The sequence below is a fragment of the Lysinibacillus sp. FSL M8-0337 genome (assembly GCF_038593855.1).
Taxonomy (GTDB): domain Bacteria; phylum Bacillota; class Bacilli; order Bacillales_A; family Planococcaceae; genus Lysinibacillus; species Lysinibacillus sphaericus_D.
The window spans coordinates 3,042,993-3,068,869 of sequence record NZ_CP151996.1 but is presented as its reverse complement, the minus strand read 5'-3'; the positions used below and the strand labels follow the sequence as shown (position 1 = coordinate 3,068,869).

The following is a 25,877-nucleotide window of genomic DNA, read 5'->3' as shown; positions in this document are numbered from 1 at the left end:
TTTTTACGCCAATCAACTTGGACGTAGATGGGCAAAAACAAAAAATCAGCTCATTTGTAAGGAGGAAGTTAAATGAACGAGGAAACACAAGAATTTATTATTATCGGAGAAAATGGTCAAGAGCAAACATGCCGAGTTGTATTTACATTTGATGCTGAGGAAAAATCATATGTATTGTTCTCACTGATTGATGAAAAGGGGCAAGAAATTCCTGGTGATATTTCAGCGATGACATTCGATTATGATGATAACAGCGGGGATATGACGAATTTGCAACCTGTGGAAACTGAAGCCGAATGGGAAATGATTAATGAAGTTGTATTAACACTACTAGATGAATTTCAGGAGGAACCACAGCTTATAACGGTGACCAATGAAGATGGCACAGATCAGGTGTGCGAGGTTATTCATACATTTGCTTCTGAACAATTTGGTAAATCATACGTACTTTATGTTGCTGTTTCAGACGAGCCAATGGAGGAGCGTGATATTTTCGCCGCTCAATATGTACCTGGACCAGATGGAACGATTGAGGATTTACTACCAATTGAAACAGATGCAGAATGGGAATTCGTAGAAGATATCTTAAATGAATTATAAAAAACATACTCAAAGTTATTGAACTGCCCCGTAAAAGTTAGACATCAATCTAACTTTTACGGGGGTTTTTTTATATGAGTGCCAGTCACTCAAACAATTCAAATCATTTGCAACGATGTCTAATAGAAAATTTCTATCTGAAGCTAAAAAGGATTCTATCGTCGGACGAATATTGTGTTGATTAGAGAGAAAAACATGTATAACATACAGAAAAGCTAGGAAATCTCCTCTCCAAAATTACATAAAGTTCGATGTGTGGAAAAAACAAGAAAAAATTGCATTGACCAATAACAAGTAAACATATAAGATTTGTTGTAATAAAAATAGAAAATTTTAAATAGTTTATTTTTAAGAGAACTATTCAACTGTGCAAGAAATTTTCTATATTTATTTACAATTAAACCAAGTAAATTAATAAAAATAGGAGGATATAATATGAAGAAATTATGGTTATGGTTTGCTAGCGCGTTAATCATTGTCGTTGCTGGTTGTACAGATTCGAAGCAGGTAAAACAAGACGACGTCGTAACATTAAATGTAGGGGCTGCAAGTGTACCCCATGCGGAAGTATTAGAGTATTTAGCGGAGGATCTTGCAAAAGATGGTGTGAAATTAAATATTTCCATACTAAAAGATGCTGTTCAAACTAATCAACAAACAGCGGACGGTGAACTGGATTTTAACTATTTTCAGCACATTCCTTTTTTAGAACAGACGAATAAAGAAAGTAATTTAGATTTAGTAAGTGTCAAAGGTATTCATATTGAGCCATTCGGAGTCTATTCAAAAACAATTCACGATATAAAGGATTTACCACAAAATGCAAAAGTAGCTGTGCCAAATGACATTGTCAATTTTTCACGCGCATTACTACTGTTTGAAAATAATGACCTTATCCAATTAGATGATACAAAGGACAATGATTTCACAGTTGAGGATATTACCAAAAATGAAAAGAACATTCAGTTTATAGGTGTTGATCCATTGTTATTAGTCCGCTCGTTAGATGATGTAGACGCGTCTGCTATCAATACGAATTACGCATTAGAGGGAGGTTATAATCCACTTGAAGATGCACTTATTATGGAAGGGTCAGAGTCACCTTATGTCAATATTATTGCAACGACGAAAGAAAAACAGCAAGATGCTGCCATTCAAAAAGTAGTGAAATGGCTGACAAGTGAAAAGGCACGGAAATTTTTTGAAGATCAATATAAAGGAGCTGTCGTTCCAGTATTTTAGCATGTTGAACAGATTATACGGTTTCAAGTGTATAGGAGGGAAATATGAATGATTAAATTTATAAATACGACGAAGGAATTTCATGTTGGGCAAGCGACTGTGAAGGCGTTAAATCACATTAATTTAACTATTCAAAAAGGCGATATATTTGGCGTAATTGGCTTTAGCGGCGCTGGGAAAAGTACTTTACTTCGCACAGTGAATTTATTAGAAGAGCCGACATCTGGTGAAGTGCTTGTCAACGGTAAAAATTTAACCAAACTAAGCAAAAAACAATTGCGAGAGGAAAAGAAAAATATTGGAATGATTTTCCAACATTTTAATCTCCTCCACTCTAAAACGGTTTTTGATAATGTCGCAATGCCTTTAATGTTAAGTGGCGCTAACAAATCGAAAATAGCAGCTCAAGTGCAAGAGGTCTTAACATTTGTCGGCTTGCAAGATAAAGCGCATCGCTTTATTGATGAATTATCAGGTGGTCAAAAGCAACGTGTAGGGATTGCAAGAGCATTGATTACAAAGCCGACAATTTTATTATGCGATGAAGCGACATCTGCTCTGGACCCCCAAACGACAAAATCTATTTTAGCGTTGCTCAAGCGTGTCAATAGTGAATATGGCATTACCATTTTGATGATTACACATGAAATGGAAGTGATTCGAGATATATGTAATCGTGTAGCGGTAATGGAGAACGGGCAAATAATAGAAGAAGACAATGTCCTACACATTTTTTCTGCACCAAAGCAAGACACAACGAAAAACTTTGTGCAATCAGTTGTTCGAAATGAAATACCGCAATCTGTTTATGAGCAATTGAATGTCATCGATGGTTCGAAGCGAATTTACAATATGAAATTTATTGGGGTGGATGTCGGTCAGCCTGTTGTATCACAAGTAGCCAAGAAATTCGCGGTCGATGTCAATGTACTATTTGGCAATATTACGGAGCTACAAGGCATTCCATTTGGTCATTTAATAGTAGAGCTAGTTGGTTCAGCAACAGAGATTCAAAAGGCGTTTTTATATATTCAAAGTAAAAATATTCATATGGAGGAGGTCGTTGCACATGAAGGTGAGCACACAGATTATCATCGACGCACTGTTGGATACGCTGTACATGGTTAGTATTTCATTAGTTTTTGGCGCTATTTTAGGGTTTATATTAGGTATCGTTTTAGTTGTTACGCGCAAAGGGCACATACTTGAAAATAAAATTATTTTCTCCATTGTCAATCCAGTTGTCAATACGTTACGATCTATTCCTTTCATTATTTTATTAGTGGCTATCATTCCATTTACACGTCTACTTGTTGGGACAGCGATTGGCACAACTGCTGCCATCGTACCACTTGTCTTGCATATTGGACCGTATATTTCAAGATTAATTGAAAATTCTCTGCTTGAGGTAGATGAAGGCATCATTGAAGCGGCTAAAGCAATGGGAGCTTCTCCATTTCAAATTATTCGTAAGTTTTTACTTCCGGAAGCCTTCCCATCTTTAATTTTAAGCGTCACAACAGCAACGATTGGTCTTATCGGGGCAACAGCAATGGCAGGAGCAGTTGGTGGAGGAGGTCTTGGGGATGTTGCCATAACTTATGGCTATCAACGCTTTGATAATGTAACCATTCTCGTGACAGTTGTACTATTAGTCGTTCTTGTTCAAATTATTCAAAGTATAGGCAATACCATTGAAAGAAAGCTGCGAAGAGTAGCTTAAAAGGAGAGCTAGCAATGAAGAAAATACAGAATATTATCGGACTCTTGTCATTATTATTTTTACTTGTAGCATGTACAAAAGCTGAGGATAGTGATGTTGTAAAGGTTGGCATTCGTAGCTCAGAAATCAAAACGTGGGAATATATAAAAGAACAAGCAGCAAAGGAAAATATACATTTAGAATTAGTGACATTTTCGGCACAGTACGATCCCAATCAAGCATTAGCAGAGGGGGAAGTCGATATAAATGCTTTCCAACATGTCGCATATTTAAATTTATTTAATGAGAATAACGGCACAGATTTACAAGCAATCGGCACAACGATTATGGCGCCAATCGGCTTGTATTCGAACCAATACAAACGCATAGAAGATATAAAAGATGGGGCCAAAATTGCAGTGCCAAATGATCCTTCCAATTGGGGGCGAGCATTGTTACTGCTGCAAGAATATGATCTGTTAACCGTTACCGATAATTTTGATGGAAATGGTGGCGAAGATCGTATACAAGACAATCCTAAAAATTTAACGATTGTGCCAGTGGATGGAGCGACGACGCCTCGTGTTATGGAGGATACTGATTTTGCGATTATTAATAATGGGGTAGCTGTTGAAGCAGGCTTACTTTTAAAGGATGCGATTATTCATGAAAATGAAACAGCAAAGCCTTTTATTAATGTCATTGTGGCAAAGCCAGAAGACAAGGACAATGCAAAGTTGAAAAAAATTGTGGAGATATATCAGCGTAAAGAAACAGCAGATTTTGTCTCTAACATTTCAAAGGGGAACTATATTCCTGTCAATATGTCCTTGGATGAACTAGCAACATGGAAGACGTTTTATTCATATTAAAAGGAGAGATGATGAAATATGGCGGAGAACAAACAATTAAAGTTAGCTTTATATTTAATCGGGGCGGGCATGCATGTTGCGGCATGGAAGCATCCTTTAGCGCAGGTCGATGCAAGCATTGATATAAAAGCATTACAAAAAGTAGCACAACTTGCCGAAAAAGGTAAATTCGACATTGCCTTTGTGGCGGATAGCTTGGCCATTAATCACGAATCCCATCCACATATTTTAAACCGTTTTGACCCACTGATTCAAATTACAGCGCTAGCTGCAGCGACATCTAAAATAGGGCTTGGTGCAACAGCTTCGACTACTTACAGTGAGCCGTATATATTAGCAAGACAATTAATGTCCATTGATCATATCAGTAATGGACGTGTTGCATGGAATTTAGTGACAACGGCAGATGCGACTGGTGAAACAGCCTTGAACTTTAGTCGTGATCAGCACTGGGAGCATGACCATCGCTACGAACGAGCGGAAGAATTTATTGATGTCGTGCAATCATTATGGGATTCATGGGAAGATGATGCCTTTGTCTATGATCGTGAAAATAATATTTTCTATGAACAAGAGAAAGTGCATGAAACAGCATTTAAAGGAAAATATTTATCTGTGAAAGGTCCGCTAAACATTGCGCGTTCTATACAAGGGCAACCCGTTATTGTTCAGGCAGGAGCGTCTAAGCCAGGGCAACAATTAGCTGCACGAACAGCAGAAGTGGTTTTTGTCCATTGGGATGATATCGAAAAAGCCAAAGCACATTATCGCACTTTAAAGGCACAGCTAGCGTCGTTCGGTCGAACGGAGGAGGAGCTGCTTGTTTTACAAGGGATTTCGCCAATAGTAGGTGATACTGAGGAAGAAGCTATTCGTCAATACAATGAATTGCAATCACTGGTAGACCCATATGAGAGCTTGAAATTTGTTTCAGGTTATATGGGCAATGTTGATTTTTCAAAGTATTCACTAGATACGCCAGCTATTGAAGTTGAGTTTCCTACGGTCAATAGTATTCAAAGCCATTTTGACGAGCATTTAGAAATTATTAAAAAAGAAAATTTAAAGGTCGGTGAGTTGTATGCCCGCCTGTTTGGACCTGCTAGACGTGATGCCTTTGTTGGAACAGCGGTGCAAATTGCTGACGAAATGGAACGATGGTTGAAGGAAGGGGCAGCTGATGGATTTATGCTGCAATTTCCGTTGTTACCACGTGATTTAGAAAACTTTGTAGAGAAAGTTGTGCCGATATTACAAGAGCGTGGCATCTATCGTGAAGATTATACGGGGACAACATTACGTGAGCATTTAGGGCTAAAGAAACCTCAAAACCGATTTACGAAAAGTAAGGTGATCCACTGATGCGTGATGTTTTTATTCGCAATGAGCGAGAGCAACAGCTCGTTCAATATGCCCGTAAACTTGCTGAGCAAATTGAAGAAACGGCTGCTATTTATGATGAAAGTGGTGCGTTTCCTTTTGACCATTTTAAACTGTTGGAGGAGGCAGGTTATTTTCGATTAACTGTGCCGAAAAAATACGGTGGCGAGGAAATCTCCCTCTATGAAATGCTATTAGTGCAAGAGCAGCTTGCTAAAGGAGATGGGTCAACTGCTTTAGCGGTTGGCTGGCACTTATTAACGTTTTTAAATGTAAGAGAGGCGAAGCTGTGGCCACAGCATATTTTTGCAGAACTAAGTCGTAAAGCTGTGGAGGAAGGTTCCCTGTTAAATATTATTAATAGTGAACGAGGAAAGGGCAATATTTCACGGGGAAGTTTGCCTGGCACGACTGCCAAAAAAGTTCCAGGTGGTTTTATCATTACCGGCGAGAAAGCCTTTGCTTCACTAGCACCCATTTTAAAGCAATTCACAATTATTGCATATTTAGAAGATGAAAATGTAACTGCCGAGTTTCTTATGACAAAAAATGAGCAGGTTGAAGTGGTGAATACGTGGGATGCAATGGGCATGCGAGCAACAGGTAGTCATGATATCATTTTCCACGATACTTTTGTGCCAGATGAAGCATTATTATATCGTCATCGTCCGAATGAAATAAATCGATTTTTAGCAGATGGACGTATCTATTCATTAGAAATTCCCGCAGTCTATTTAGGAATTGCAGGTGCGGCGAGGGATTATGTAGTCGAGTTTGCGAAAAATACGTATTCTTATAGCTTGGAAAATACTATTGCCCACGCTAGCCATGTGCAACAAAAGATTGGAGAAATAGAGGTGTTGTATCAAATAGCACGTCGTACGCTGTACAGTATTGCCGCACAAGCAGAACAGCACCCGACAGATAAACAGGATTTAGCACAGGATGTTAGTATTGCGAAATATGTTATTTGTCAACATGCCATAGAAATTGTGACGAAAGCGATGCAAGTTGTTGGGGGCCGAAGTTTGTCGAAGTCTAATAAATTGCAACGACTTTTTCGAGATGTTCAGTGTAGCCGCTTCAATCCACCAGCTGATGATGTAGTTATTTCTCAATTAGCGCAAAGTTTGTTAGGGGAAGAGAGAAAGCAAGGAGCATTGCAATTATAAAGGTACAAATCTGCTAAAGAATGTGTTAGCAGATTTTTTTATGTGTGCAATTTCTCCTGAATTGTCATTTCTGTTTGTCGAAAAAGTTGATTTCTAGTATGATATTGGATAGTGATAGGGGGGAAACCCGTGGATAACGGTTCTAAAAAACAAGAAATGTTTTCAAAAATGGAAGAAAAAAAATCTGAGGTAAAAATCGTGAGAAAAATCGTAGCTATTATAGCCATTACGTTTTTATTATTATTTGGCATTATCGGTTTAATTGGGTACAACTACGTAAAAAGTGCGCTTAAACCGGTGAATCCGGATGCGACTAAAACCATTGCTGTTGAAGTACCAATTGGCTCCAGTTTAAGTTCGATTTCGGCTTTGTTAGAGAAAAAGGGCATTATTAAAGATGCGAAAGTCTTTAAATATTATGCCAAGTTTAAAAATGAATCTCAATTCCAAGCAGGAAATTATGATTTAACCCAAGCGATGACATTGGACGAGCTGATTGAGAGTTTAAAAACAGGCAAGGTGTATCGTGAGCCAATCTTTACGATGACGATTCCAGAAGGTCTAACACTTGATCAGATTGGTAAAATCGTAGAAAAGAAAACACCTTATACTCAAAAAGAGTTTATGGATTTAGTAACAAGTGAAGCATTTGTTCAAAAAATGATGGCTAACTATCCAGAACTTATTACAGATGCGGTTTTAGCTGATAATATTCGCTATGATTTAGAAGGGTATTTATTCCCTGCAACATATTCGTATTTTGAAGAAAAACCTTCATTAGAGTCAATTGTCGAAGAAATGATTGCAGCGATGAATAATGTAGTGAAAAATTATAGTGAAGTGCTAGTTGAAAAACAAATGTCAGTCCATCAACTTTTGACGTTTGCATCGTTATTAGAGGAAGAGGCAACAGCACAAACAGATCGTGAAACGATTGCAAGTGTATTTTATAATCGTATAGAGAAAGGCATGCCACTACAAACAGACCCAACTGTTTTATATGCCCTTGGTTCACATAAAGATCGCGTATTGTATGAAGATTTAGAAGTGGAAAATGCTTATAATACTTACAAAAATAAAGGATTACCGCCAGGGCCAATTGCTGGTGCTGGAAAAACTTCGATTGAAGCTGCATTAAATCCAAGCAAAACAGACTATTTCTATTTCCTTGCGGATAAAGAGGGTGTCAACCACTTCTCAAAAACATATGATGAGCATTTACAAAAGGTAGAAAAATATTTACGTCAAGCAGAGTAGATGCTGGCAAATAGAAAAAACGATAGCACATGAAAATAGATAGAAGGAAAGAAAAATAGCTTTCCTTCTATTTTCGTGCTATTATAAATTGTGATTTTTAATCAATTATACGTGGTGGCAATTGTTTCGTGCATATCGACTAACAATTGCTCATTTTTGTATGGCAAAGTACCAAGACATCACGTTTGGTCTTTTTCTTTTTGTAGCAAAGTGATGATGAAGTTTGGATAACGGGAGTGCTCGTTTCCTTTTAAATGAGGGTGAATTTTACAATGGAATTATCGGATGCATATATACAATCATTTATTCAACCACGTAATGACTTGCTTTTAGAAATGGAAGCATATGCGGAAGAAAATCATGTACCGATTATGCAGTTAGCAGGAATAGACGCACTGAATCAGTTGCTACGTATTCAAAATCCGTCAAAAATTTTAGAAATTGGCACGGCAATTGGTTACTCAGCAATACGGATGGCAGAAGCTTTGCCAAATGTGCAGATTGTCACGATCGAACGTGATGAAGAACGTGTCGCTCGTGCAAAAGCTTATATTGCAAGATCGACTGTGTCCAATCGTGTTACCGTTATTGAAGGAGATGCTTTAGAGGTAGACGATAAGGCAATTCACACAACTTTTGATGCGGTTTTTATTGATGCAGCAAAAGGACAATACCAACGATTTTTCGAAAAATATGCCCCTCTTGTCAACTCGGGAGGCGTCTTGTATATCGATAATATGTATATGCATGGCTTGTCCGATTTGGACTTAAAAGACGTACCACGTCGCAAGCGCACAATGATTCGGAATTTAAAAAACTTTACCGATTGGATTATGCACCATCCTGACTATACAAGTGCATTTTTACCAGTCGGGGATGGCTTATTATTATGTTTGAAGAGGTGACGACTATGAAAAAACCTGAATTGCTTGTTACACCGCAATCAGTGGACCATGTAAAAGCACTGTTAACAGCTGGAGCTGATGCTTTTGTCATTGGGGAACAACAATTTGGTCTTCGTCTTGCAGGTGAATTTTCAGTGAGCGAAGTAGAAGAAGCAACGAAGCTAATACACGCAGCAGGCAAAAAGGTGTATGTTGCAGTGAATGCGCTTTTCCATAACGAAAAACTAGATGCATTAGGTGACTACTTAAAAGAAATGCAACGCATAGGTGTAGATCGTTTAATTTACGGCGACCCTGCGGTTATTATAGTGCGTCGCGAGCAAGGTGTAACCATTCCGTTGCACTGGAATCCGGAAACGACGGCTACCAACTGGTTTACTGCGAATTATTGGGGTAAACGTGGTGCAACACGTGCTGTGCTAGCGCGTGAGCTTTCATTAGATGAAGTTATAGAAATTAAAGAAAAAGCAGAAGTAGAAGTGGAAGTACAAGTTCACGGCATGACTTGTATGTTCCAATCGAAGCGTCCATTACTAGGTCATTATTTCTTATATCAAGATAAAGTAATGACAATTGAAAATCGTCAAGAAAACCGTAGTATGTTCCTTCATGATGATGAGCGTAACAACAAATATCCAATTTATGAGGATGCAAATGGGACACATATTTTCAGTCCAAATGATATGTGCATTATTGATGAGCTTGGCGAGTTATTTGAAGCAGACATCGATGCTCTAAAAATTGAAGGTGTTTTACAAACGCCGGAATATGTAGTGACAGTTACGGAAGCATATCGTCGAGCAATTGACACATATTTTGACGAATCTGAAGATGCATATGACGATATTAAAGATGATTTACTGGCTAAAATTGAAGAAATTCAACCTGCTATTCGACCACTCGATACGGGCTTTATCTTCAAGGAAACAGTTTACTAGGAGGTGGCAAGAACATGGCATTGGCATTAGAACAAAATGACAAAATCCGTGAAATGATAAACGGTAAACGCGTCATTACAAAAAAACCTGAACTACTTGCCCCTGCAGGTAGCTTAGAAAAACTAAAAGTAGCTGTCCATTATGGTGCGGACGCAGTATTTATCGGAGGTCGAGAATTCGGTCTTCGCTCAAACGCAGATAATTTTTCTATCGAAGATATGCGTGAAGGTGTAGAGTTTGCAAATAAGTATGGAGCAAAAATTTACGTGACAACGAATATTTTCGCTCATAATGAAAATATGGATGGTTTAGAGCAATATTTAAAGGATATTGAATCAGCAGGCGTTACTGGCATTATTGTAGCAGACCCACTTATTATCGAAACATGTCGTAGCGCTGCGCCGAAGCTAGAAATCCATCTTTCTACACAACAATCTTTATCCAACTGGAAAGCAGTGCAGTATTGGAAAGAAGAAGGCTTACACCGCGTTGTTTTAGCACGTGAAGTTGGCGGCGAAGAAATGAAGCTAATGAAAGAAAAAGTCGATATCGAAATTGAAGCATTCGTTCATGGCGCAATGTGTATCGCCTATTCAGGTCGTTGTGTGTTATCAAATCATATGACAGCACGTGACTCCAATCGTGGTGGCTGCTGCCAATCTTGTCGTTGGGATTATGATTTATACGAGCTGGAAGACGGCGAGGAAAAAGCGCTCTTCGATGACAATCATGCACCTTTTGCGATGAGTCCGAAAGATTTAAAGTTAATTGAAGCGATTCCACATATGATTGAGCTTGGCATTGACTCATTAAAAGTCGAAGGCCGTATGAAATCAATTCACTATGTGGCAACAGTAGTTTCTGTCTATCGTAAAGTCATTGATGCGTATTGTGCAGACCCTGACAATTTTAAAATTAAACGGGAATGGCTAGAAGAGTTAGATAAATGTGCAAATCGTGACACTGCTGAGGCGTTTTTCCATGATGCACCAGGTCATGAAGAGCAAATGTTTGGCGTTCATGGTCGTAAAACAACCTATGAATTTGCAGGGCTTATTTTAGAGCATGATCCTGAAACAAAAATTGTAACGATGCAACAACGTAACTATTTTAAACCAGGTGATGAAGTAGAATTTTTTGGGCCAGAAATCGAAAATTTCCGCATTACAATGGGGGAAATTTGGGATGAGGACGGCAATAGCTTAGATGCGGCACGTCATCCTTTGCAAATTGTTAAGTTTAAATGTGAGACACCACTTCAACCGCACAACATGATGCGAAAGGAGAATAATTAATGGCAATCAAGCGTCCAGTTGTCATCGGAATCGCTGGTGGCTCATGCTCAGGTAAAACGAGTGTGACCCGTGCTATTTATGATGTTTTCCGTGAGCATTCTGTCGTAGTAATTGAACAAGATTACTACTATAAAGATCAAAGTCATTTAACATTTGAAGAACGATTAGGAACGAATTATGACCATCCACTAGCGTTTGATAATGATTTATTGATTGAGCATATAAAAAAATTATTAAAGCGTCAGCCAATCGATAAGCCGGTTTATGACTATGTACAGCATACACGTGCCAAAGAAGTGATCCATGTAGAGCCAGTAGATGTTATTATACTAGAAGGAATTTTAGTATTAGAAGATGCAGACTTACGTGGTTTAATGGACATCAAATTATTTGTTGATACGGATCCGGATTTACGTATTATTCGTCGTATTCTACGTGATATTAAAGAGCGTGGACGTACAACAGATTCTGTAATTGACCAGTATCTATCTGCAGTACGACCGATGCATAATATGTTTATAGAACCGACTAAACGTTATGCTGATATTATTATTCCTGAAGGTGGAGAGAATGGCGTAGCGATTGATTTGATGGTAACGAAAATTAAAACTATTCTTGAAACTGACAACGTATTGTAATAAGATAGAGTGGTATTGACAATATTTACATGCTTTATGAAGCATATTTTTGTAAGGCATGCATACTATTAGGTCAAAGCGTATTTTGAAATGGATTAAAAATAATAAAATTCGATTAAATGCATTTTTAAAGCATTTGGTCGAGTTTTATGTTTTTATATTGAAGAAATAAGGAGTGAAGTACTTTGTCAAATGAAAAACAGTACCCAATGACTGCCGAGGGTAAAAGAAAATTAGAAGAAGAATTAGTGAAATTAGAAACAGAAACGCGTAAAGAAATTGTAGAGCGTATTAAAATTGCACGTGACTTCGGAGACCTTTCTGAAAATGCCGAGTATGATTCAGCAAAAGAAGAGCAAGCCTTTTTAGAAGGGCGTATTTCTACATTAAAATCAATGATTCGTAACGCAGTAATTATTACTGAAGATGAAACGGACAACAGTGTAGTTTCGCTTGGGAAAACGGTTACATTCGTAGAAATTATTAACGGTAAACCATCTTCTGATGAAGAATCTTATACGATCGTTGGTTCTGCAGAGGCTGATCCAATGGAATTCCGAATCTCAAATGAATCACCAATTGCAAAAGGCTTACTTGGAAAAGCAGAAGGTGAAGAAGTAGTTGTACAAACACCTGGTGGTGAAATGAAAGTGAAAATTCTTTCAATTAAATAATCACAGATGTACAAGCAGTTAGCTCTTCTTTCTAGAGAAGAGCTAACTGTTTTTATTTTGCAAGTTGTGTGGAACTTGATAAAATATTGGCTAGAGAGGGGGAGACTTCATGGGTGAACGACAAACACGAAGTAGTCGTCATTTGCAGCCATCTCACAATAAAAAGCTAGATAAAATGTTAAATATTTTAATTGGCATTGTCATTATATTAATTGTTATAACGGCAACATATGTGTTTAAGTGGCAAGATGACGCACAAGAAACTGTTAAAGAGGAACCAGCTCAAGAGCAAAAGAACGATGAAAGTGAGAAGGAGCCTTCAAAAGAGGAAGACATCGCAAGTAACGACGAACAGTCACAAGAGGAAGACCAGACGAAAGATAAAGACCAGACGAAAGATGAACAGCAACCAGAACAAAATACGGCAGTTGAAACGACGTCAGACGATCCAATTGTTGACCGTGTGGTGACAGATGAAAACTGGAAACCGACGCCTACAACGCAAACTGGAGAGCATGTCTCATCCTACGATGATCAATCTGTAGATTGGGCAGAAAAAATTGCAACAGTGACAGCCATTACGGGCATTACAAGTGACAATATGATTGTTTGGCGTTTGCAAAATAATGGTGGTGCCAATAAAGCCATTGCAACGGTTTCGACAAAAGACAAAAGTGAAAAGTATCGTGTCAGCATGGAATGGGTTGATAACGAAGGCTGGCTTCCTGTAAAACTAGAACAGTTGAATACATTAGAAGGTGCCTATTGACGAAAACTGCTGTATTGATTATTTTTAAATCTATTGGGTAAAAACATAGCTCAATAGTGCAATGTTCTTTGACCAGAGCCATTAGCAGTAGGTAATGGAAAAGGTTCTACGGATGTTTGGGATTTGTGGCGGGGGCGTTACAAATGAATGTCAAACCCGACACATCGTTGTTTAATAGAGTTGGATAAAAGAAGGGGAGTAATGAATTCATGAAAATCGCAGTTATCGGTGCAATGGAAGAGGAAGTAGAGTTATTACGCGCATCTTTAGAAGGTGCTACTAGTACAACAATTGCTGGTAGTGAATACACAACAGGGACATATGAAGGAAAAGAAGTAGTCCTATTAAAAAGCGGTATTGGTAAAGTCAATGCGGCGATGTCAACAACAATTTTATTACATGAATTCAAACCAGATGTAGTCATTAATACAGGTTCTGCTGGGGGCTATGATGAGGCACTTGAAGTTGGAGCTGTGGTTATTTCAAATGAAGTACGTCATCATGATGTAGATGTTACGATTTTCGGTTATGAAATTGGCCAAATGGCAGGTATGCCTGCTGCCTTCCAATCAGATGCAAAATTAATAAAAGTTGCCGAAGAGGCTGTAAAAGCAGTTGGTGAACATCAATACGGTATTGGCTTAATTTGCTCTGGTGACGCCTTTATGAATGACCCTGTACGTGTGGAAGCAGTGCGTCAGCATTTTCCTCAAATGAAAGCTGTTGAAATGGAAGCGGCAGCTGTTGCACAAGTATGCTATCAATTTGGTACACCTTTCGTTGTTATTCGTGCACTATCTGATATTGCTGGCAAAGAATCAAACATCAGCTTTGATGAGTTCTTACCAGTCGCTGCAAAACATTCAACACAAATTGTATTAAAAGCAATTACGGCTCTATAAATCTACATGTAATAGACAAAGTGAGCAGTGAAAAAGTGAGAAAAATCACAGTCGTAAATAATCTTCAATGCTACAATGGCATTAATTCATTCTCTTCATAGTTCGATGGGAGGTATTCATTATGCTATTTTTAACAGCAGGTGTCGTGATAATTACAATGTTAATCGGCACGCTTATTTCGGCAGATCTTACAGAAGCAACGCATTAATACGTTATAGAAAGCTCCTTTGTGGCTGTTAAAGTCAAAAAGGAGCTTTTTATTGTTAGAGGAAACAACGGACTCCTCAAGGGATGCTAGACACGCTAAAGTGTTTTAGCGGCTAATGAAAACCGTTATGCGGAGAGCATCAATAAAACAAGTACAGCTATTTCAAGATTGAATTTTTATCAATAACAAATTACAATAAATTACTCAATAGACTTTTGATCTCTTTTATAAAATTGATAGAGTTTAATGAGTGCTCGCTTTTCAATGCGAGATACATAACTACGAGAAATATTTAAGCGGGCAGCGATCTCTTTTTGTGTCAGTGCATCATGCTGATTTAGCCCATAGCGGAGTGTGACAATTTCCAGCTCGCGTTCATCGAGCATGTGCAAATAATGGTACAACTGGGCAACATGTTCTTTATGTTCGATTTTTTCGGTTGCACTTTCTTCATCGCATTGTAGCAGGTCGCGAATTTGTAATGCATTGCCATCTTTGTCTGTGCCAATTGGTTCAAATAAGGATACATCTTTTTGTACTTTTTTCTGGGTTCTTAAATGCATTAAAATTTCATTTTCAATACAGCGTGCGGCGTACGTTGCAAGGCGCGTCTTTTTATCGGGGGTATAACTTTCAACAGCTTTCATTAGACCGATTGTTCCGATGGAAATATAATCATCGAGTTGTTCATGTTTTGGATGGAATTTCTTTACGACATGTGCAACAAGTCGCATATTGCGCTCAATTAAATCGAGACGCGCTTGCTCATCACCACCTAAAAATCGTTCAATACAAGCAGCTTCCTCTTCTTTAGAAAAGGGTTTATGGAATGTTTGCCCTTTTAAATAACCGAATAACGCAGGGATTTCAAACCATAACTGCAACATAGAAGTAAAAATTCCGCTCATTGAATGATTTCATCCTTTCCCCATTTTTCGACAGTATATGTTAAGAAAGGTCGTTCAATGAAAAAAGTGCAACAGCAATTACGCTGTTACACTTTTCTTAACGTGAATGTACTTATCATTAGTAAAGCTAAAATCGGTAATAGGAATAGATAAAAGGCTGGATGGAACGTAGTCGACGCAAAATACGTTAATGTTAATAGCGTACCAGCAGCTGTTATCGGGAGCCCAGTAAAATAACCGTTTGCTTCACTAATATTGAAGCGAGCTAATCGCATCGCACCGCAGACGATATAAAGAACGGTCATCATCATGCCCGCGAAACCAAAATCAACTAGGACAACTTCATACATTAATAATGCAGGTGCTACACCAAATGATATAATATCACTCATAGAATCTAATTGTTTACCTAACTCAGATACTTGTCCGAGCGCGCGTGCCACTTTCCCGTCATAGCGATCGAGAAGAGCAGCAATAAAGATAAACAAGACACTATAGCTATAATATTCATGTAAAGTGGCCATTATGGCCGCGCCACCAAAGGACATATTACTAATTGTGATGAAGTTTGCTGCGTGCGATTTCATTTTCTTAACCGTCGTATCCACCAACTTGTGATAAAAAAACAAGGCGGATCACTCCTTTGCACTTAAGATATTGTACCATTATACTTCGGATGAGAAAAAATTGACAGTCTAATTTAATGGATAGGGGTTTTGCTTTATGAAAGAAAAACTATACCAACGCTTAATAGAATTAACGAATGGCAAACAATCTTCCCAGCTTTTACAAACTATTGCTAAAGCGAAGTGGAGTAAGCGAATAATTCCAAGCTATATGAAACTATACGATATTAACCTTGAAGAAGTTTCAAAAAAACCACAACAATTTTCAAGTTTACATGATTTTTTTACAAGAGAGCTTTTAACAGATGCACGACCAATAGACCAAAATCCTACTGTTTTTACAAGTCCAGTGGATGCAAAAGTGGAATCCTTTGGGCGCATTGAATGGGATATGACTTTTCTTGTAAAGGGCAAACCTTATGCTTTGCAGGACTTACTAGGGAATAAAGATCGTGCTGCGCAATATGCCGATGGACATTTTATCGTATTTTATTTAAGTCCTGCTGATTATCATCGAATCCATAGCCCGATTGATGGCGAAGTGTTAAGACAATATACACTGGGACAATCATCTTTCCCGGTCAATCAGCTAGGACTCACTTATGGCAAAAAGCCAATTTCTCATAACTATCGTCTTGTAACCGAGTTAAAAGTGGCAAATGACCAGCATGTGGCATTTATTAAAGTCGGTGCTACGTTTGTCAATTCCATTGTGTTAACAAATACAACAGCCCAGTGGCAAAAGGGAGATGAAGTTGGTTATTTTTCATTTGGTTCGACAGTGGTCATGCTATTTGAGAAAGATACCATTACATTTACGGATAATGTTGTACAAGGAAGTCCAATTCGCATGGGTGAAGCCTTTGCAAATATGCTATAATGGTCGAATAATACGTTTAGATTAGGGGTCGCTATTTTGTATAATTTTTTATTACCAGATGAATTTGTGACAAGCATTTTTGAAATAACACCAGAAAAGCTTCAAGAATTAGGCATTAAAGGAATTATTACAGATTTAGATAATACGCTTGTGGAATGGGACCGTGCAGATGCAACGGAAGAGCTAATTATCTGGCTACGTATTATGAAGGAATCTGGCATTCGTGTAATTATCGCTTCAAATAATAAAGAAGCACGTGTAAAGCATTTTGCTGAGCCACTTAACATTCCATATATTCATAAGGCGAGAAAGCCACTTCGTAATGCCTTTTATAGTGCTGTTATTCAACTAGGCTTACGTCCTAATGAAGTAGTAATGGTAGGAGACCAGCTACTTACAGATGTGATGGGCGCCAAACGTTTAGGTTTGCATACTGTGTTAGTAAAACCAGTTGCACAATCCGATGGGCTCGTAACAAAATTTAATCGTTTCGTTGAGCGCCGTGTGTTCAATGATTTAAAACGTAAAGGAATAATTACTTGGGAGGAACAAGAATGAACGAAATGCCAAATTGTATTGGCTGTGGTACGACAATTCAAACAGAAGATAAAACAGCAGTAGGGTATGCACCCCCATCATCACTAGAAAAAGACGTAGTCATTTGTCAACGTTGCTTCCGTTTGAAAAATTACAATGAAATTCAACCTGTGTCATTAACAGATGACGATTTTCTACGTATTTTGAATGGCCTTGGAACACAGCAAGGCTTGATCGTAAAAATCGTTGATATTTTTGACTTCAATGGTAGCTGGTTGCCAGGGCTTCATCGCTTCGTTGGCAAAAATCCAGTGCTATTAGTAGCGAATAAAGCTGATTTACTGCCAAAATCAGTGAAGCCAAAAAAAGTAATAAACTGGCTAAAACGCGAGGCAAAAGCACTTGGTCTACAACCAATTGATGTACTGTTAGTTAGTGCACATAAAGGCCAAGGAATGGCTGAGGCGATGGAGGCGATAGACCAATATCGCAACGGCCAAAACGTTTACGTAGTAGGTTGTACAAATGTTGGGAAATCCACGTTTATTAATCGCGTTATTAAACAAGCTACGGGTGAAGGAGAAGTCATTACTACCTCGCATTTCCCTGGCACTACATTGGACATGATTGAAATTCCACTCGATGATGGTAGTGCATTATATGACACACCTGGGATTATTAATCACCATCAAATGGCACATTATATTGATGCAAGCGAATTAAAGTATATTATGCCCAAAAAAGAAATTAAGCCGAAAGTGTATCAGCAAAATGCAGGGCAAACTTTATTTATTGGTGCACTTGCACGATTTGACTTTATTCAAGGGGAGCGTTCAGCATTTACAATCCATGTGGCAAATGATTTGCCAATCCACCGTACAAAGCTTGAAAAGGCTGATACGTTATATGCTGAGCATAAAGGTGAGTTACTGGCACCTCCGACTGCAGACTTTATCGACAAGCTTCCAGAGTTAGTCCGTCATGAGTTTTCAATCAAAGAAGCAAAAACAGATGTAGTCTTTTCAGGACTTGGCTGGATTACGGTACAGCATGCGAATGTGGTCATTGCTGCTTATGCACCAAAAGGTGTACAAGTATCAATTCGTCCATCGCTCATTTAATAATTAGTAAAAGAAGAGAAGAGGAACTAGGACATGAAGAAGTGGTTTGCAGTAATTGGTGATCCGATTGAGCATTCAAAATCACCAGCCATGCATAATGTTTGGTTTGAAGAAATGGCGATCGATGCAGCCTATATTCCAGTACACGTACCATCGCATCAGTTAGAGGCAGCAATTGCTGGTTTAAAAACATTAGGTGCTAGTGGATGGAATGTGACCATACCGCATAAAACAGCAATCATTCCTTATTTAGACGAGCTAGATGAGTTAGCAGAAAAAATGGGTGCGGTGAACACCGTCGTACGAACAAAAGAAGGTAAGTTAAAAGGATACAATACAGATGGACTTGGTTTTGTGCGCTCATTAGAAGAAGCTGTTGGTAAGTCACATAAAGATAAGCCAGTGCTTCTGATTGGAGCGGGCGGGGCAGCTCGTGGCATCGCATTTGCCATGCAACAACAAGGATATACGAATTTAACAATCGCCAATCGTACAGTTGCCAATGCACAAGCAATGATTGATGAACTCGGAACAGGGCGTGCGATTTCTTTAGCGCAAGCGGAGGAATCGTTGGCTGACTTTGGTATTTTAGTGCAAATGACGTCAGCTGGGCTAGTAACGGGTGACTTTTCGATGCCATTTTCATTGAATCGACTAGCGAAAGGCGCAATTGTTGCAGATATTGTGTATAATCCATTAATGACGCATTTTTTACAAGCGGCTGTGGAAAAAGGAGCGACCGTTGTAACTGGTCTTGGAATGTTCGTACATCAAGGTGCGATTGCGTTCCATCACTGGCTCGATGAATATCCAAATACAAATTCAATGATTGCGCGATTAAAGGCGCAATTAGGAGGACAATAATTTTTATGTTAACAGGTAAACAAAAGCGTTTTTTACGTGCAGAAGCACATCATTTAACACCGATTTTCCAAGTAGGAAAAGGCGGCGTGAATGACGAAATGACAAAGCAAATTCGTGAAGCATTAGAAGTACGTGAACTAATTAAAGTACGTATTTTAGATAACTGTGAAGAGGACAAAAACGAAGTGGCAGAGGCTCTTGCAAAAGGTGCACATGCTGAACTTGTTCAATTAATCGGCTTGACAGTTGTTTTATATAAAGAATCACGTAACAACAAGAAAATTGTGTTACCAAAAGCAGCGAAATAAGGTGAAACGATGAAGAAGGTCGGTTTACTTGGAGGTACGTTTAATCCACCGCATATTGGACATCTAATCATGGCAAACGAAGTCTTTCATGCATTGGAATTAGATGAGGTACGTTTTTTGCCAAATGCTCTACCACCCCATAAACAAGCTCCGCATGATGCGAGTGATGACAAACGCCTAGAAATGGTGAAGCGCGCCATTCAACCTTATCCGCATTTTCGTGTTGAGTCGTATGAGGTTGATAAGGGCGGTGTATCCTATTCCTATAACACACTTGCTGCATTATGTGAAAGGGAGCCTACTGTGAAGTTTTACTTTATTATTGGGGGCGATATGATTGATTCACTCCATACGTGGTATTGTATTGATGAGCTAGTGGAACTTGTTCAATTTGTCGGCGTAAAGCGTCCAAAGACAGAGGCGCTTACGGAGTATCCTGTATTAATGGTGGAAGTACCGCAAATCGATTTATCGTCGACACTGATTCGTGAGCGCCTTGCTACTGGTAGAACGGTAACCTTTTTACTGCCAGAAGCGGTAGAGACGTTTATACGAGAGGAAGGTCTTTATGGAACGCGAACAGTATTTAGCAGCGATTAAACCTCGCATGCCTGAGAAACGCTATATCCATACACTTGGTGTAATGGAAACAGCCATACAATTAGCAAAAATCTATGGTGAAAACGAGAGCAAAGCAGAAACAGCTGCTATTCTTCATGATATTGCAAAGTATGCAGATATCGAATGGATGGAGGAAATCGTGAAAGCGCAACAGTTAGATCAACAACTGATTGGCTGGGGCAGTGAACTACTACATGGGCCTGTTGGTGCGTATATTGCTGAAAGTGAATTCGGCATAACGGATGAAGAGATATTAAATGCAATCCGTTTCCATACGACAGGACGTGTAGCAATGAGCAATTTAGAAAAAATAATTTTTGTTGCAGATATGATTGAACCAAATCGAAAATTTGATGGTGTAGAACGTCTGCGAAAAAAAGCGCATAAAAATTTGGATAAGGCTATGAGTGCCTGCATACGTCATACATTGGCGTTTTTAATTGATAGTAAACAGGCCATTTATCCATTATCTATAGCATGTTATAACGATATGATGAAAAGAGAGGACAGTGAAGGATGACTTCAACTTTATTACAAGCAGCTTACAAAGCAATCGACGACAAACATGGTGAGGATATTGTCGTTTTAAATATGCAAGGTATTTCACTTTTAGCAGATTACTTCATCATTGCACACGGGAATTCAGATCGCCAAGTACAAGCGATTGCACGTGAATTACAAGAGGTAGCGGTAAAAGAGGGACACGAAATTCGTCGTGTTGAAGGCTTCGATGGCGCACGCTGGATTTTAGTAGACCTTGGTGATGTTGTAGCACATATATTCCACAAGGATGAGCGTGCTTACTATAACTTAGAGCGTCTATGGGGCGATGCACCACAATTAGACGTATCAGAGGCGTAAGTGAGTAGCTACGAACGTTTTGCCCATGTATACGATGAGCTCCAAACGGATATTCCGTATGATCGTTATGTGAAGTGGGTAGAGCAACATGCGCCGAGCAAACAATTCCCGAAGCTTTTAGATATTGGCTGTGGCACTGGTGTGCTTGGCCTAATGCTTGCAAAGGCTGGTTATCAGGTAAGTGGTATTGATTTGTCGGAAGATATGCTTGCTATAGCTGCTGGGCGTTTTGCAGAGGCGGGTTTACAAGTGCCGCTGTTCTGTATGTCGATGCATGAATTGGACGGCTTTGAGGCACTGGATGTTGTCACGATTGCCATTGATTCACTGAACTATGTGGTGGAACAGGCAGACGTTTATTCGACGCTAGAGCGTATTTTTCATACGTTACGACCAGGTGGTCAACTATTCTTTGATGTCCATTCATTATTTAAAATGGATGAAATCTTTTTAGATGGACCATTTACGTATGATGATGGAGATATTAGTTACGTATGGCATACAGAGCCTGGGGACTATGAACATTCGATTGTCCATCAAATGACGTTTTATGTTCGAGATGCTGGAAGTGATCTGTATGAACGGTTTGATGAGGAGCATTTCCAACGCACATTTGCTATTGAACACTATATGACATGGCTTCGTGAGATTGGCTTTACGGATATAGAAGTAACAGCAGATTTTACAGAGGAAGCACCGGAATACGAAAGTGAACGCATTTTTATACGTGCGGTGAAATGATAGTTTGCAACAGGTACTCCTGAAATTTTGATAAGATGATGGAGGCCAATACTCCAAAAAAGTTCGGTATTATACCGAACTTTTTTTTGATTAAATATGAGTTTTTAAAAATATATGGCTAGAACAATTTAGTTTTGGATAGATAGCATCAATCTACTTTTCTTCAGTAGAACGATAGTATATGATTAAAACAGACTCCATATGATTACCTTTTGCATAGAAAGGATGGTTTATATGATCCAATCTTTATGGCAAAAGTATAAGAAAAGTGTGTTGCTCCCCAGCATACTAGTAATCAGTGGACTTTGTTACTTCTTTTTCTCGAATTTTGACTCTTCACTTCCCCAAGAAGAGCTCATCGAAACAATCCAACCGACAGAACAGCTAGCAATAATAGAAGAACCTGTTGAAGAAGCGGTCGTACAGCAGGTGCTTATTGATATAAAGGGTGCTGTATTGCATCCAGGTGTCTATGCACTTAAGCCAGATCAACGAATGATAGATGCAGTCCAGCTTGCAGGCGGCTATAGTGAGGACGCTGATACACGGCACATTAACCATGCGCAAAAGGTGCAGGATGAAATGGTTATTTATATTCCTGTAAAAGGTGAAAAACTTGATGACGTAATGTCCAGTTTCACCATTGCCACAGCAAATGAAAGCAATCTGACAACGAATAATAAAATCAATGTCAATAAGGCAAATCATACAGAGCTGGCAACATTAGTTGGGATAGGTCCTTCTAAGGCGCAAAGTATTATTGCCTACCGTGAGGAACATGGACGTTTCCAAACAATAGAAGATGTAAAAAAGGTGGCAGGTATCGGTGAAAAAACATTTGAAAAGTTTAAAGATGCCATTACGGTTAACTAATTTTACAAAATAATGTGAAGTTGACGACCCTTTTCTAAAAGGGCTACACTAGAGTAGAAAAGTGACTGTGGTATAGTAGCACAGTTCGTTGATAATGTAAGTAAATTTAGGAGGTAGTCATATGGAGCGTATTACTTGGGATCAATTTTTCATGGCACAAAGCCATTTACTCGCGTTACGTAGTACTTGTACAAGACTGGCAGTAGGCGCAACAGTTGTGCGTGATAAACGGATTATAGCAGGAGGCTATAACGGTTCAATTACAGGTGATGAACATTGTATTGAAGAGGGTTGCTATATTGTTGATAACCATTGTGTGCGTACGGTGCATGCAGAGATGAATGCACTTTTACAATGCGCCAAGTACGGTACACCGACAAAAGGAGCAGATTTGTATGTGACACATTTCCCTTGTTTGCCATGTACGAAGTCTATTATTCAAGCAGGAATTGAACGTGTCTATTATGCAACGGATTATAAAAATAATCCATATGCTCAAGAGTTATTTAAAAAAGCAGGTGTAGAAGTGTTACATGTACCCTTTGATGAGCGTAAAATTGATTTTTTAAGAAATGAAAAATTAGCCTTGTACATAGATATGCTCAATGCATTACGTGAAAGCGGCATGCCAGCAGAAAAATTGCTCCCTTATGAACAGAAGGTGAGTGCATTATTTGGCAAAATACAATAAAGCATAAATGGATTTATGTAGCACTAGCTGTACTTGTTGCTTCGCTTGCGGCACACAAGTCAGCTTGGCTACTTGTTTGTGTTCTATTAATAGCATTATGGCTTATTTTTAAAGGTGAGGCAATGCTGATACCAACACTCGTTATAGGTGTTGGACTTCTTTCTTTCTTCTATCTTTCCACCATTCGATTGACGGAACCTTCCCCTTTACCGTCAACTTTTCAATTAACATGGACGAGCGACTATAAAATTAATGGGCAACGGCTTAGTGGGTTTGCAAAAACAGAGACAGGTGAAACACTCTATGTGATGTATACATTGTCTTCAGAGCTAGAAAAACATTTTTATGAAACGACATCTATTACAGGTTTTACCTATGTCGTTGAGGGCGAACTGGTAGCACCTAATCCACCAGCACATGCTTACGCTTTGTCTTTTGATAAATATTTAGTGAGCAAAGGCGCAAGAGGCATTTTTGAAGTCAAGAGCTGGTCGTTGATAGCAGAAGAGAAATCTTTAGGCATAGTGCTTGCTAAGTACAGATTTCACCTGAAAAAGCATATTGAAACTGCTTTTCCTGCATCCCTTGTAGCAGAGGCACAGGCGTTGCTAATTGGTTTACGGGATCATGTAGACGATGAGCTTCAAAGAGCATATCAGAAGCTAGGCATTACGCATTTATTTGCCATTTCTGGCTTACATGTCGCACTCGTTTCATGGTTGTTTTATGAAGGAATGCTACGAGTAGGTATACGAAAAGAAATAGCGACAATTATCCTACTGATTGTGTTGCCTATGTATGGTGTGCTAGCCGGTGGAGCGCCTTCTGTAGTTCGAGCTGTTTCTGTTGTAGAACTGGTGATGTTAATGCGTTTTGCGAGGTGGCAGATGCCAGTTGATGACGCATTAGCTATTAGTTTTATTGGCTTTGTTTTACTGGAGCCTGGGGTAATATTTCAACTGGGCTTTCAGTTATCCTATCTAGCAACAGTTAGTCTTTTATACTCGAATGCAATCTTGCAAGGCAGGCACTGGTTGTTAAAGTCTTTGTTAATCACGTTTGTATGCCAATTATTGGCTTATCCACTATTACTTTATCACTTTTACGAATTATCAATCTCATCGTTTATTGCAAATATTGTTTTTGTGCCATTATTTTCAGTTGTTATTTTACCGACAAATCTGATGCTGCTCATTATCTCGTTCATCTCGATGCCTTTAGCTAAGCTATTTTTCAAATTTTATGAGCCTTTGCGCGCTTGGCTTTCGGAAGCCATCATATATTTACAAGCTTTGCCGATGCAACTATGGACCCCTGGAAAACCTGCTTTATGGCTAGTATGTCTAGCGTTTGTTAGCGTGCTTAGTAGCTTGTATTTTTTAGAAGCGAGACGCTATGGGAAAGTTGTCATGCTGCTTTTAATACCTGCTCTTTGCATCGAACTTGCACCTAAATTATATAACGAAACGAGGCTGACATTTTTAAATGTAGGGCAGGGTGATTGTACAGTCATCGAATTACCGTTTAGAAGGACCGTATACGTCGTCGATGCTGGAGGTGTACTTCGATTCAAGGAAGAGGATTGGAAGGCTCCAAAGCGCCCCTATGAGGTTGGTAGGCAGGTTATTGTACCGTTTTTAAAAGGAAAAGGTATTCGACAGGTGGATATAATGATATTGACACACCCAGATGCTGACCATGTAGAGGGAGCAGAAGAAGTGCTAGAGGAGATTAGGATGCGGGAAATTCATGTAACACCTAGCTCCCTCGATAAACCAGTGATGCAAGACTTATTATCGGAAGCGGCGAAACAAAAAGTTCCTGTAAAAGAAAAAATGCAAGGTACTTCATGGCGTGTCGGGTCGACAAATTTTCACTATTTATTACCCGATGATACACATTATGAGGGCAATAATGATTCCCTTGTGTTATTTATACAACAGGAATCGTTTCGTGCATTGTTAACAGGCGATTTAGAGGAAGCTGGTGAATATCAGTTAATAAATCAATATGGACCACATTTAGCAAACATAACGCTTTTAAAGGCGGGGCATCATGGTAGTAAAACTTCAAGCATTGAACCATTTGTAGAGCTACTACAGCCTACATTAACCATTTTTAGTGCAGGACGAAATAATCACTACAATCACCCGCATGACATAGTAGTCGAACGTTTTCGACGGCGTGAATTAGCGACGATGATAACGGGGATAGATGGTACGATTGAAGTGGTCGCACATAAAGATAGATGGGGTGTGCGTACTGAAAAAGACCTTGTCCAAAACTGAACAA

General features: G+C 38.9%; 29 protein-coding genes. 27 read left to right on the top strand and 2 right to left on the bottom strand.

Going from position 1 to position 25,877, the window contains the following annotated elements; translation table 11 throughout:
• Nucleotides 1-72: 72 nt before the first annotated feature.
• The 15 genes from MKY08_RS14735 to mtnN all read left to right on the top strand — a co-directional run bounded on the left by MKY08_RS14735 (nt 73) and on the right by mtnN (nt 14,346).
• Complete coding sequence (locus MKY08_RS14735) at nt 73-600, top strand: DUF1292 domain-containing protein (RefSeq protein WP_069513380.1); 528 nt, start codon at nt 73-75, stop codon at nt 598-600.
• Between the two features lie 435 nt (nt 601-1,035).
• Nucleotides 1,036-1,842, top strand: coding sequence for a MetQ/NlpA family ABC transporter substrate-binding protein (locus MKY08_RS14730; protein WP_069513382.1), 807 nt, complete (start codon nt 1,036-1,038; stop codon nt 1,840-1,842).
• Between the two features lie 48 nt (nt 1,843-1,890).
• Nucleotides 1,891-2,970 (top strand): methionine ABC transporter ATP-binding protein, encoded by a 1,080-nt coding sequence (locus MKY08_RS14725; RefSeq protein ID WP_069513384.1) that lies wholly within the window; start codon nt 1,891-1,893, stop codon nt 2,968-2,970.
• On the top strand, nt 2,912-3,565 hold the full coding sequence (locus MKY08_RS14720) for a methionine ABC transporter permease (RefSeq protein WP_069513386.1): 654 nt from the start codon (nt 2,912-2,914) through the stop codon (nt 3,563-3,565). The genes MKY08_RS14725 and MKY08_RS14720 overlap by 59 nt, the downstream gene beginning before the upstream one ends.
• A gap of 14 nt (nt 3,566-3,579) precedes the next feature.
• Nucleotides 3,580-4,416 carry a MetQ/NlpA family ABC transporter substrate-binding protein gene (locus MKY08_RS14715; protein ID WP_069513388.1) on the top strand — a complete coding sequence of 279 codons (837 nt, stop codon included), beginning with the start codon at nt 3,580-3,582 and terminating at the stop codon, nt 4,414-4,416.
• An 18-nt stretch (nt 4,417-4,434) separates the two neighbouring features.
• Nucleotides 4,435-5,778, top strand: a complete 1,344-nt coding sequence (locus MKY08_RS14710; protein WP_069513390.1) for an LLM class flavin-dependent oxidoreductase — start codon at nt 4,435-4,437, stop codon at nt 5,776-5,778.
• Nucleotides 5,778-6,968: an acyl-CoA dehydrogenase family protein gene (locus tag MKY08_RS14705; RefSeq protein ID WP_069513392.1), complete on the top strand. Its 1,191-nt coding sequence runs from the start codon at nt 5,778-5,780 to the stop codon at nt 6,966-6,968. Before MKY08_RS14710 ends, MKY08_RS14705 begins: the two co-directional genes overlap by 1 nt.
• 129 nt (nt 6,969-7,097) lie before the next feature.
• Nucleotides 7,098-8,225 (top strand): endolytic transglycosylase MltG, encoded by a 1,128-nt coding sequence (mltG, locus tag MKY08_RS14700; RefSeq protein ID WP_069513394.1) that lies wholly within the window; start codon nt 7,098-7,100, stop codon nt 8,223-8,225.
• A gap of 272 nt (nt 8,226-8,497) precedes the next feature.
• Complete coding sequence (locus tag MKY08_RS14695; protein ID WP_069513396.1) at nt 8,498-9,130, top strand: O-methyltransferase; 633 nt, start codon at nt 8,498-8,500, stop codon at nt 9,128-9,130.
• Nucleotides 9,131-9,135: 5 nt separating this feature from the next.
• A complete protein-coding gene (locus MKY08_RS14690; protein WP_069513398.1) occupies nt 9,136-10,068 on the top strand; it encodes a peptidase U32 family protein in 933 nt (310 codons plus the stop codon).
• 14 nt (nt 10,069-10,082) lie between these two features.
• Entirely contained in the window at nt 10,083-11,363 is a 1,281-nt protein-coding gene (locus MKY08_RS14685; protein ID WP_029747273.1) for a U32 family peptidase, read from the top strand.
• Nucleotides 11,363-12,001: a uridine kinase gene (udk, locus tag MKY08_RS14680; RefSeq protein ID WP_024363103.1), complete on the top strand. Its 639-nt coding sequence runs from the start codon at nt 11,363-11,365 to the stop codon at nt 11,999-12,001. The genes MKY08_RS14685 and udk overlap by 1 nt, the downstream gene beginning before the upstream one ends.
• 185 nt (nt 12,002-12,186) lie before the next feature.
• Nucleotides 12,187-12,675 (top strand): transcription elongation factor GreA, encoded by a 489-nt coding sequence (greA, locus tag MKY08_RS14675; RefSeq protein WP_024363102.1) that lies wholly within the window; start codon nt 12,187-12,189, stop codon nt 12,673-12,675.
• Nucleotides 12,676-12,784: 109 nt separating this feature from the next.
• Nucleotides 12,785-13,444 carry a YrrS family protein gene (locus tag MKY08_RS14670; protein WP_069513400.1) on the top strand — a complete coding sequence of 220 codons (660 nt, stop codon included), beginning with the start codon at nt 12,785-12,787 and terminating at the stop codon, nt 13,442-13,444.
• A 209-nt stretch (nt 13,445-13,653) separates the two neighbouring features.
• Nucleotides 13,654-14,346 (top strand): 5'-methylthioadenosine/S-adenosylhomocysteine nucleosidase, encoded by a 693-nt coding sequence (mtnN, locus tag MKY08_RS14665; RefSeq protein ID WP_069513402.1) that lies wholly within the window; start codon nt 13,654-13,656, stop codon nt 14,344-14,346.
• Between the two features lie 408 nt (nt 14,347-14,754).
• Here mtnN and sigK read toward each other — a convergent pair whose 3' ends face one another.
• Nucleotides 14,755-15,462: an RNA polymerase sporulation sigma factor SigK gene (gene sigK, locus MKY08_RS14660; RefSeq protein ID WP_024363098.1), complete on the bottom strand. Its 708-nt coding sequence runs from the start codon at nt 15,460-15,462 to the stop codon at nt 14,755-14,757.
• Between the two features lie 86 nt (nt 15,463-15,548).
• Nucleotides 15,549-16,049 carry a CDP-diacylglycerol--serine O-phosphatidyltransferase gene (gene pssA, locus MKY08_RS14655; RefSeq protein WP_051147750.1) on the bottom strand — a complete coding sequence of 167 codons (501 nt, stop codon included), beginning with the start codon at nt 16,047-16,049 and terminating at the stop codon, nt 15,549-15,551.
• 136 nt (nt 16,050-16,185) lie between these two features.
• On the opposite strand from pssA, the gene MKY08_RS14650 reads away from it, so the two are divergent.
• The 12 genes from MKY08_RS14650 (at nt 16,186) to MKY08_RS14595 (ending at nt 25,873) form a co-directional block, all read left to right on the top strand.
• Entirely contained in the window at nt 16,186-16,968 is a 783-nt protein-coding gene (locus tag MKY08_RS14650; protein ID WP_069513404.1) for a phosphatidylserine decarboxylase, read from the top strand.
• Between the two features lie 33 nt (nt 16,969-17,001).
• Nucleotides 17,002-17,526 (top strand): YqeG family HAD IIIA-type phosphatase, encoded by a 525-nt coding sequence (locus MKY08_RS14645; protein ID WP_231786343.1) that lies wholly within the window; start codon nt 17,002-17,004, stop codon nt 17,524-17,526.
• The gene (yqeH, locus tag MKY08_RS14640) at nt 17,523-18,626 is read left to right on the top strand and encodes a ribosome biogenesis GTPase YqeH (protein ID WP_024363094.1); all 1,104 of its coding nucleotides are present in this window, start codon (nt 17,523-17,525) and stop codon (nt 18,624-18,626) included. The genes MKY08_RS14645 and yqeH overlap by 4 nt, the downstream gene beginning before the upstream one ends.
• Before the next feature lie 33 nt (nt 18,627-18,659).
• Complete coding sequence (gene aroE, locus MKY08_RS14635; RefSeq protein ID WP_069513406.1) at nt 18,660-19,490, top strand: shikimate dehydrogenase; 831 nt, start codon at nt 18,660-18,662, stop codon at nt 19,488-19,490.
• Nucleotides 19,491-19,495: 5 nt separating this feature from the next.
• Nucleotides 19,496-19,798 (top strand): ribosome assembly RNA-binding protein YhbY, encoded by a 303-nt coding sequence (yhbY, locus tag MKY08_RS14630; RefSeq protein WP_069513408.1) that lies wholly within the window; start codon nt 19,496-19,498, stop codon nt 19,796-19,798.
• A gap of 9 nt (nt 19,799-19,807) precedes the next feature.
• Nucleotides 19,808-20,398: a nicotinate-nucleotide adenylyltransferase gene (locus tag MKY08_RS14625; RefSeq protein ID WP_069513410.1), complete on the top strand. Its 591-nt coding sequence runs from the start codon at nt 19,808-19,810 to the stop codon at nt 20,396-20,398.
• Nucleotides 20,367-20,939, top strand: coding sequence for a bis(5'-nucleosyl)-tetraphosphatase (symmetrical) YqeK (gene yqeK, locus MKY08_RS14620; RefSeq protein ID WP_069513415.1), 573 nt, complete (start codon nt 20,367-20,369; stop codon nt 20,937-20,939). Before MKY08_RS14625 ends, yqeK begins: the two co-directional genes overlap by 32 nt.
• Complete coding sequence (rsfS, locus tag MKY08_RS14615) at nt 20,936-21,280, top strand: ribosome silencing factor (RefSeq protein ID WP_024363089.1); 345 nt, start codon at nt 20,936-20,938, stop codon at nt 21,278-21,280. Before yqeK ends, rsfS begins: the two co-directional genes overlap by 4 nt.
• Nucleotides 21,281-22,021, top strand: a complete 741-nt coding sequence (locus tag MKY08_RS14610; protein WP_069513417.1) for a class I SAM-dependent methyltransferase — start codon at nt 21,281-21,283, stop codon at nt 22,019-22,021. It begins immediately after the preceding gene.
• A gap of 234 nt (nt 22,022-22,255) precedes the next feature.
• Nucleotides 22,256-22,894, top strand: a complete 639-nt coding sequence (locus MKY08_RS14605; protein WP_069513419.1) for a helix-hairpin-helix domain-containing protein — start codon at nt 22,256-22,258, stop codon at nt 22,892-22,894.
• 121 nt (nt 22,895-23,015) lie between these two features.
• Entirely contained in the window at nt 23,016-23,585 is a 570-nt protein-coding gene (locus tag MKY08_RS14600; RefSeq protein WP_069513421.1) for a ComE operon protein 2, read from the top strand.
• A 122-nt stretch (nt 23,586-23,707) separates the two neighbouring features.
• Nucleotides 23,708-25,873: a DNA internalization-related competence protein ComEC/Rec2 gene (locus MKY08_RS14595; protein WP_256093238.1), complete on the top strand. Its 2,166-nt coding sequence runs from the start codon at nt 23,708-23,710 to the stop codon at nt 25,871-25,873.
• The last annotated feature ends 4 nt before the right edge of the window (nt 25,874-25,877 follow it).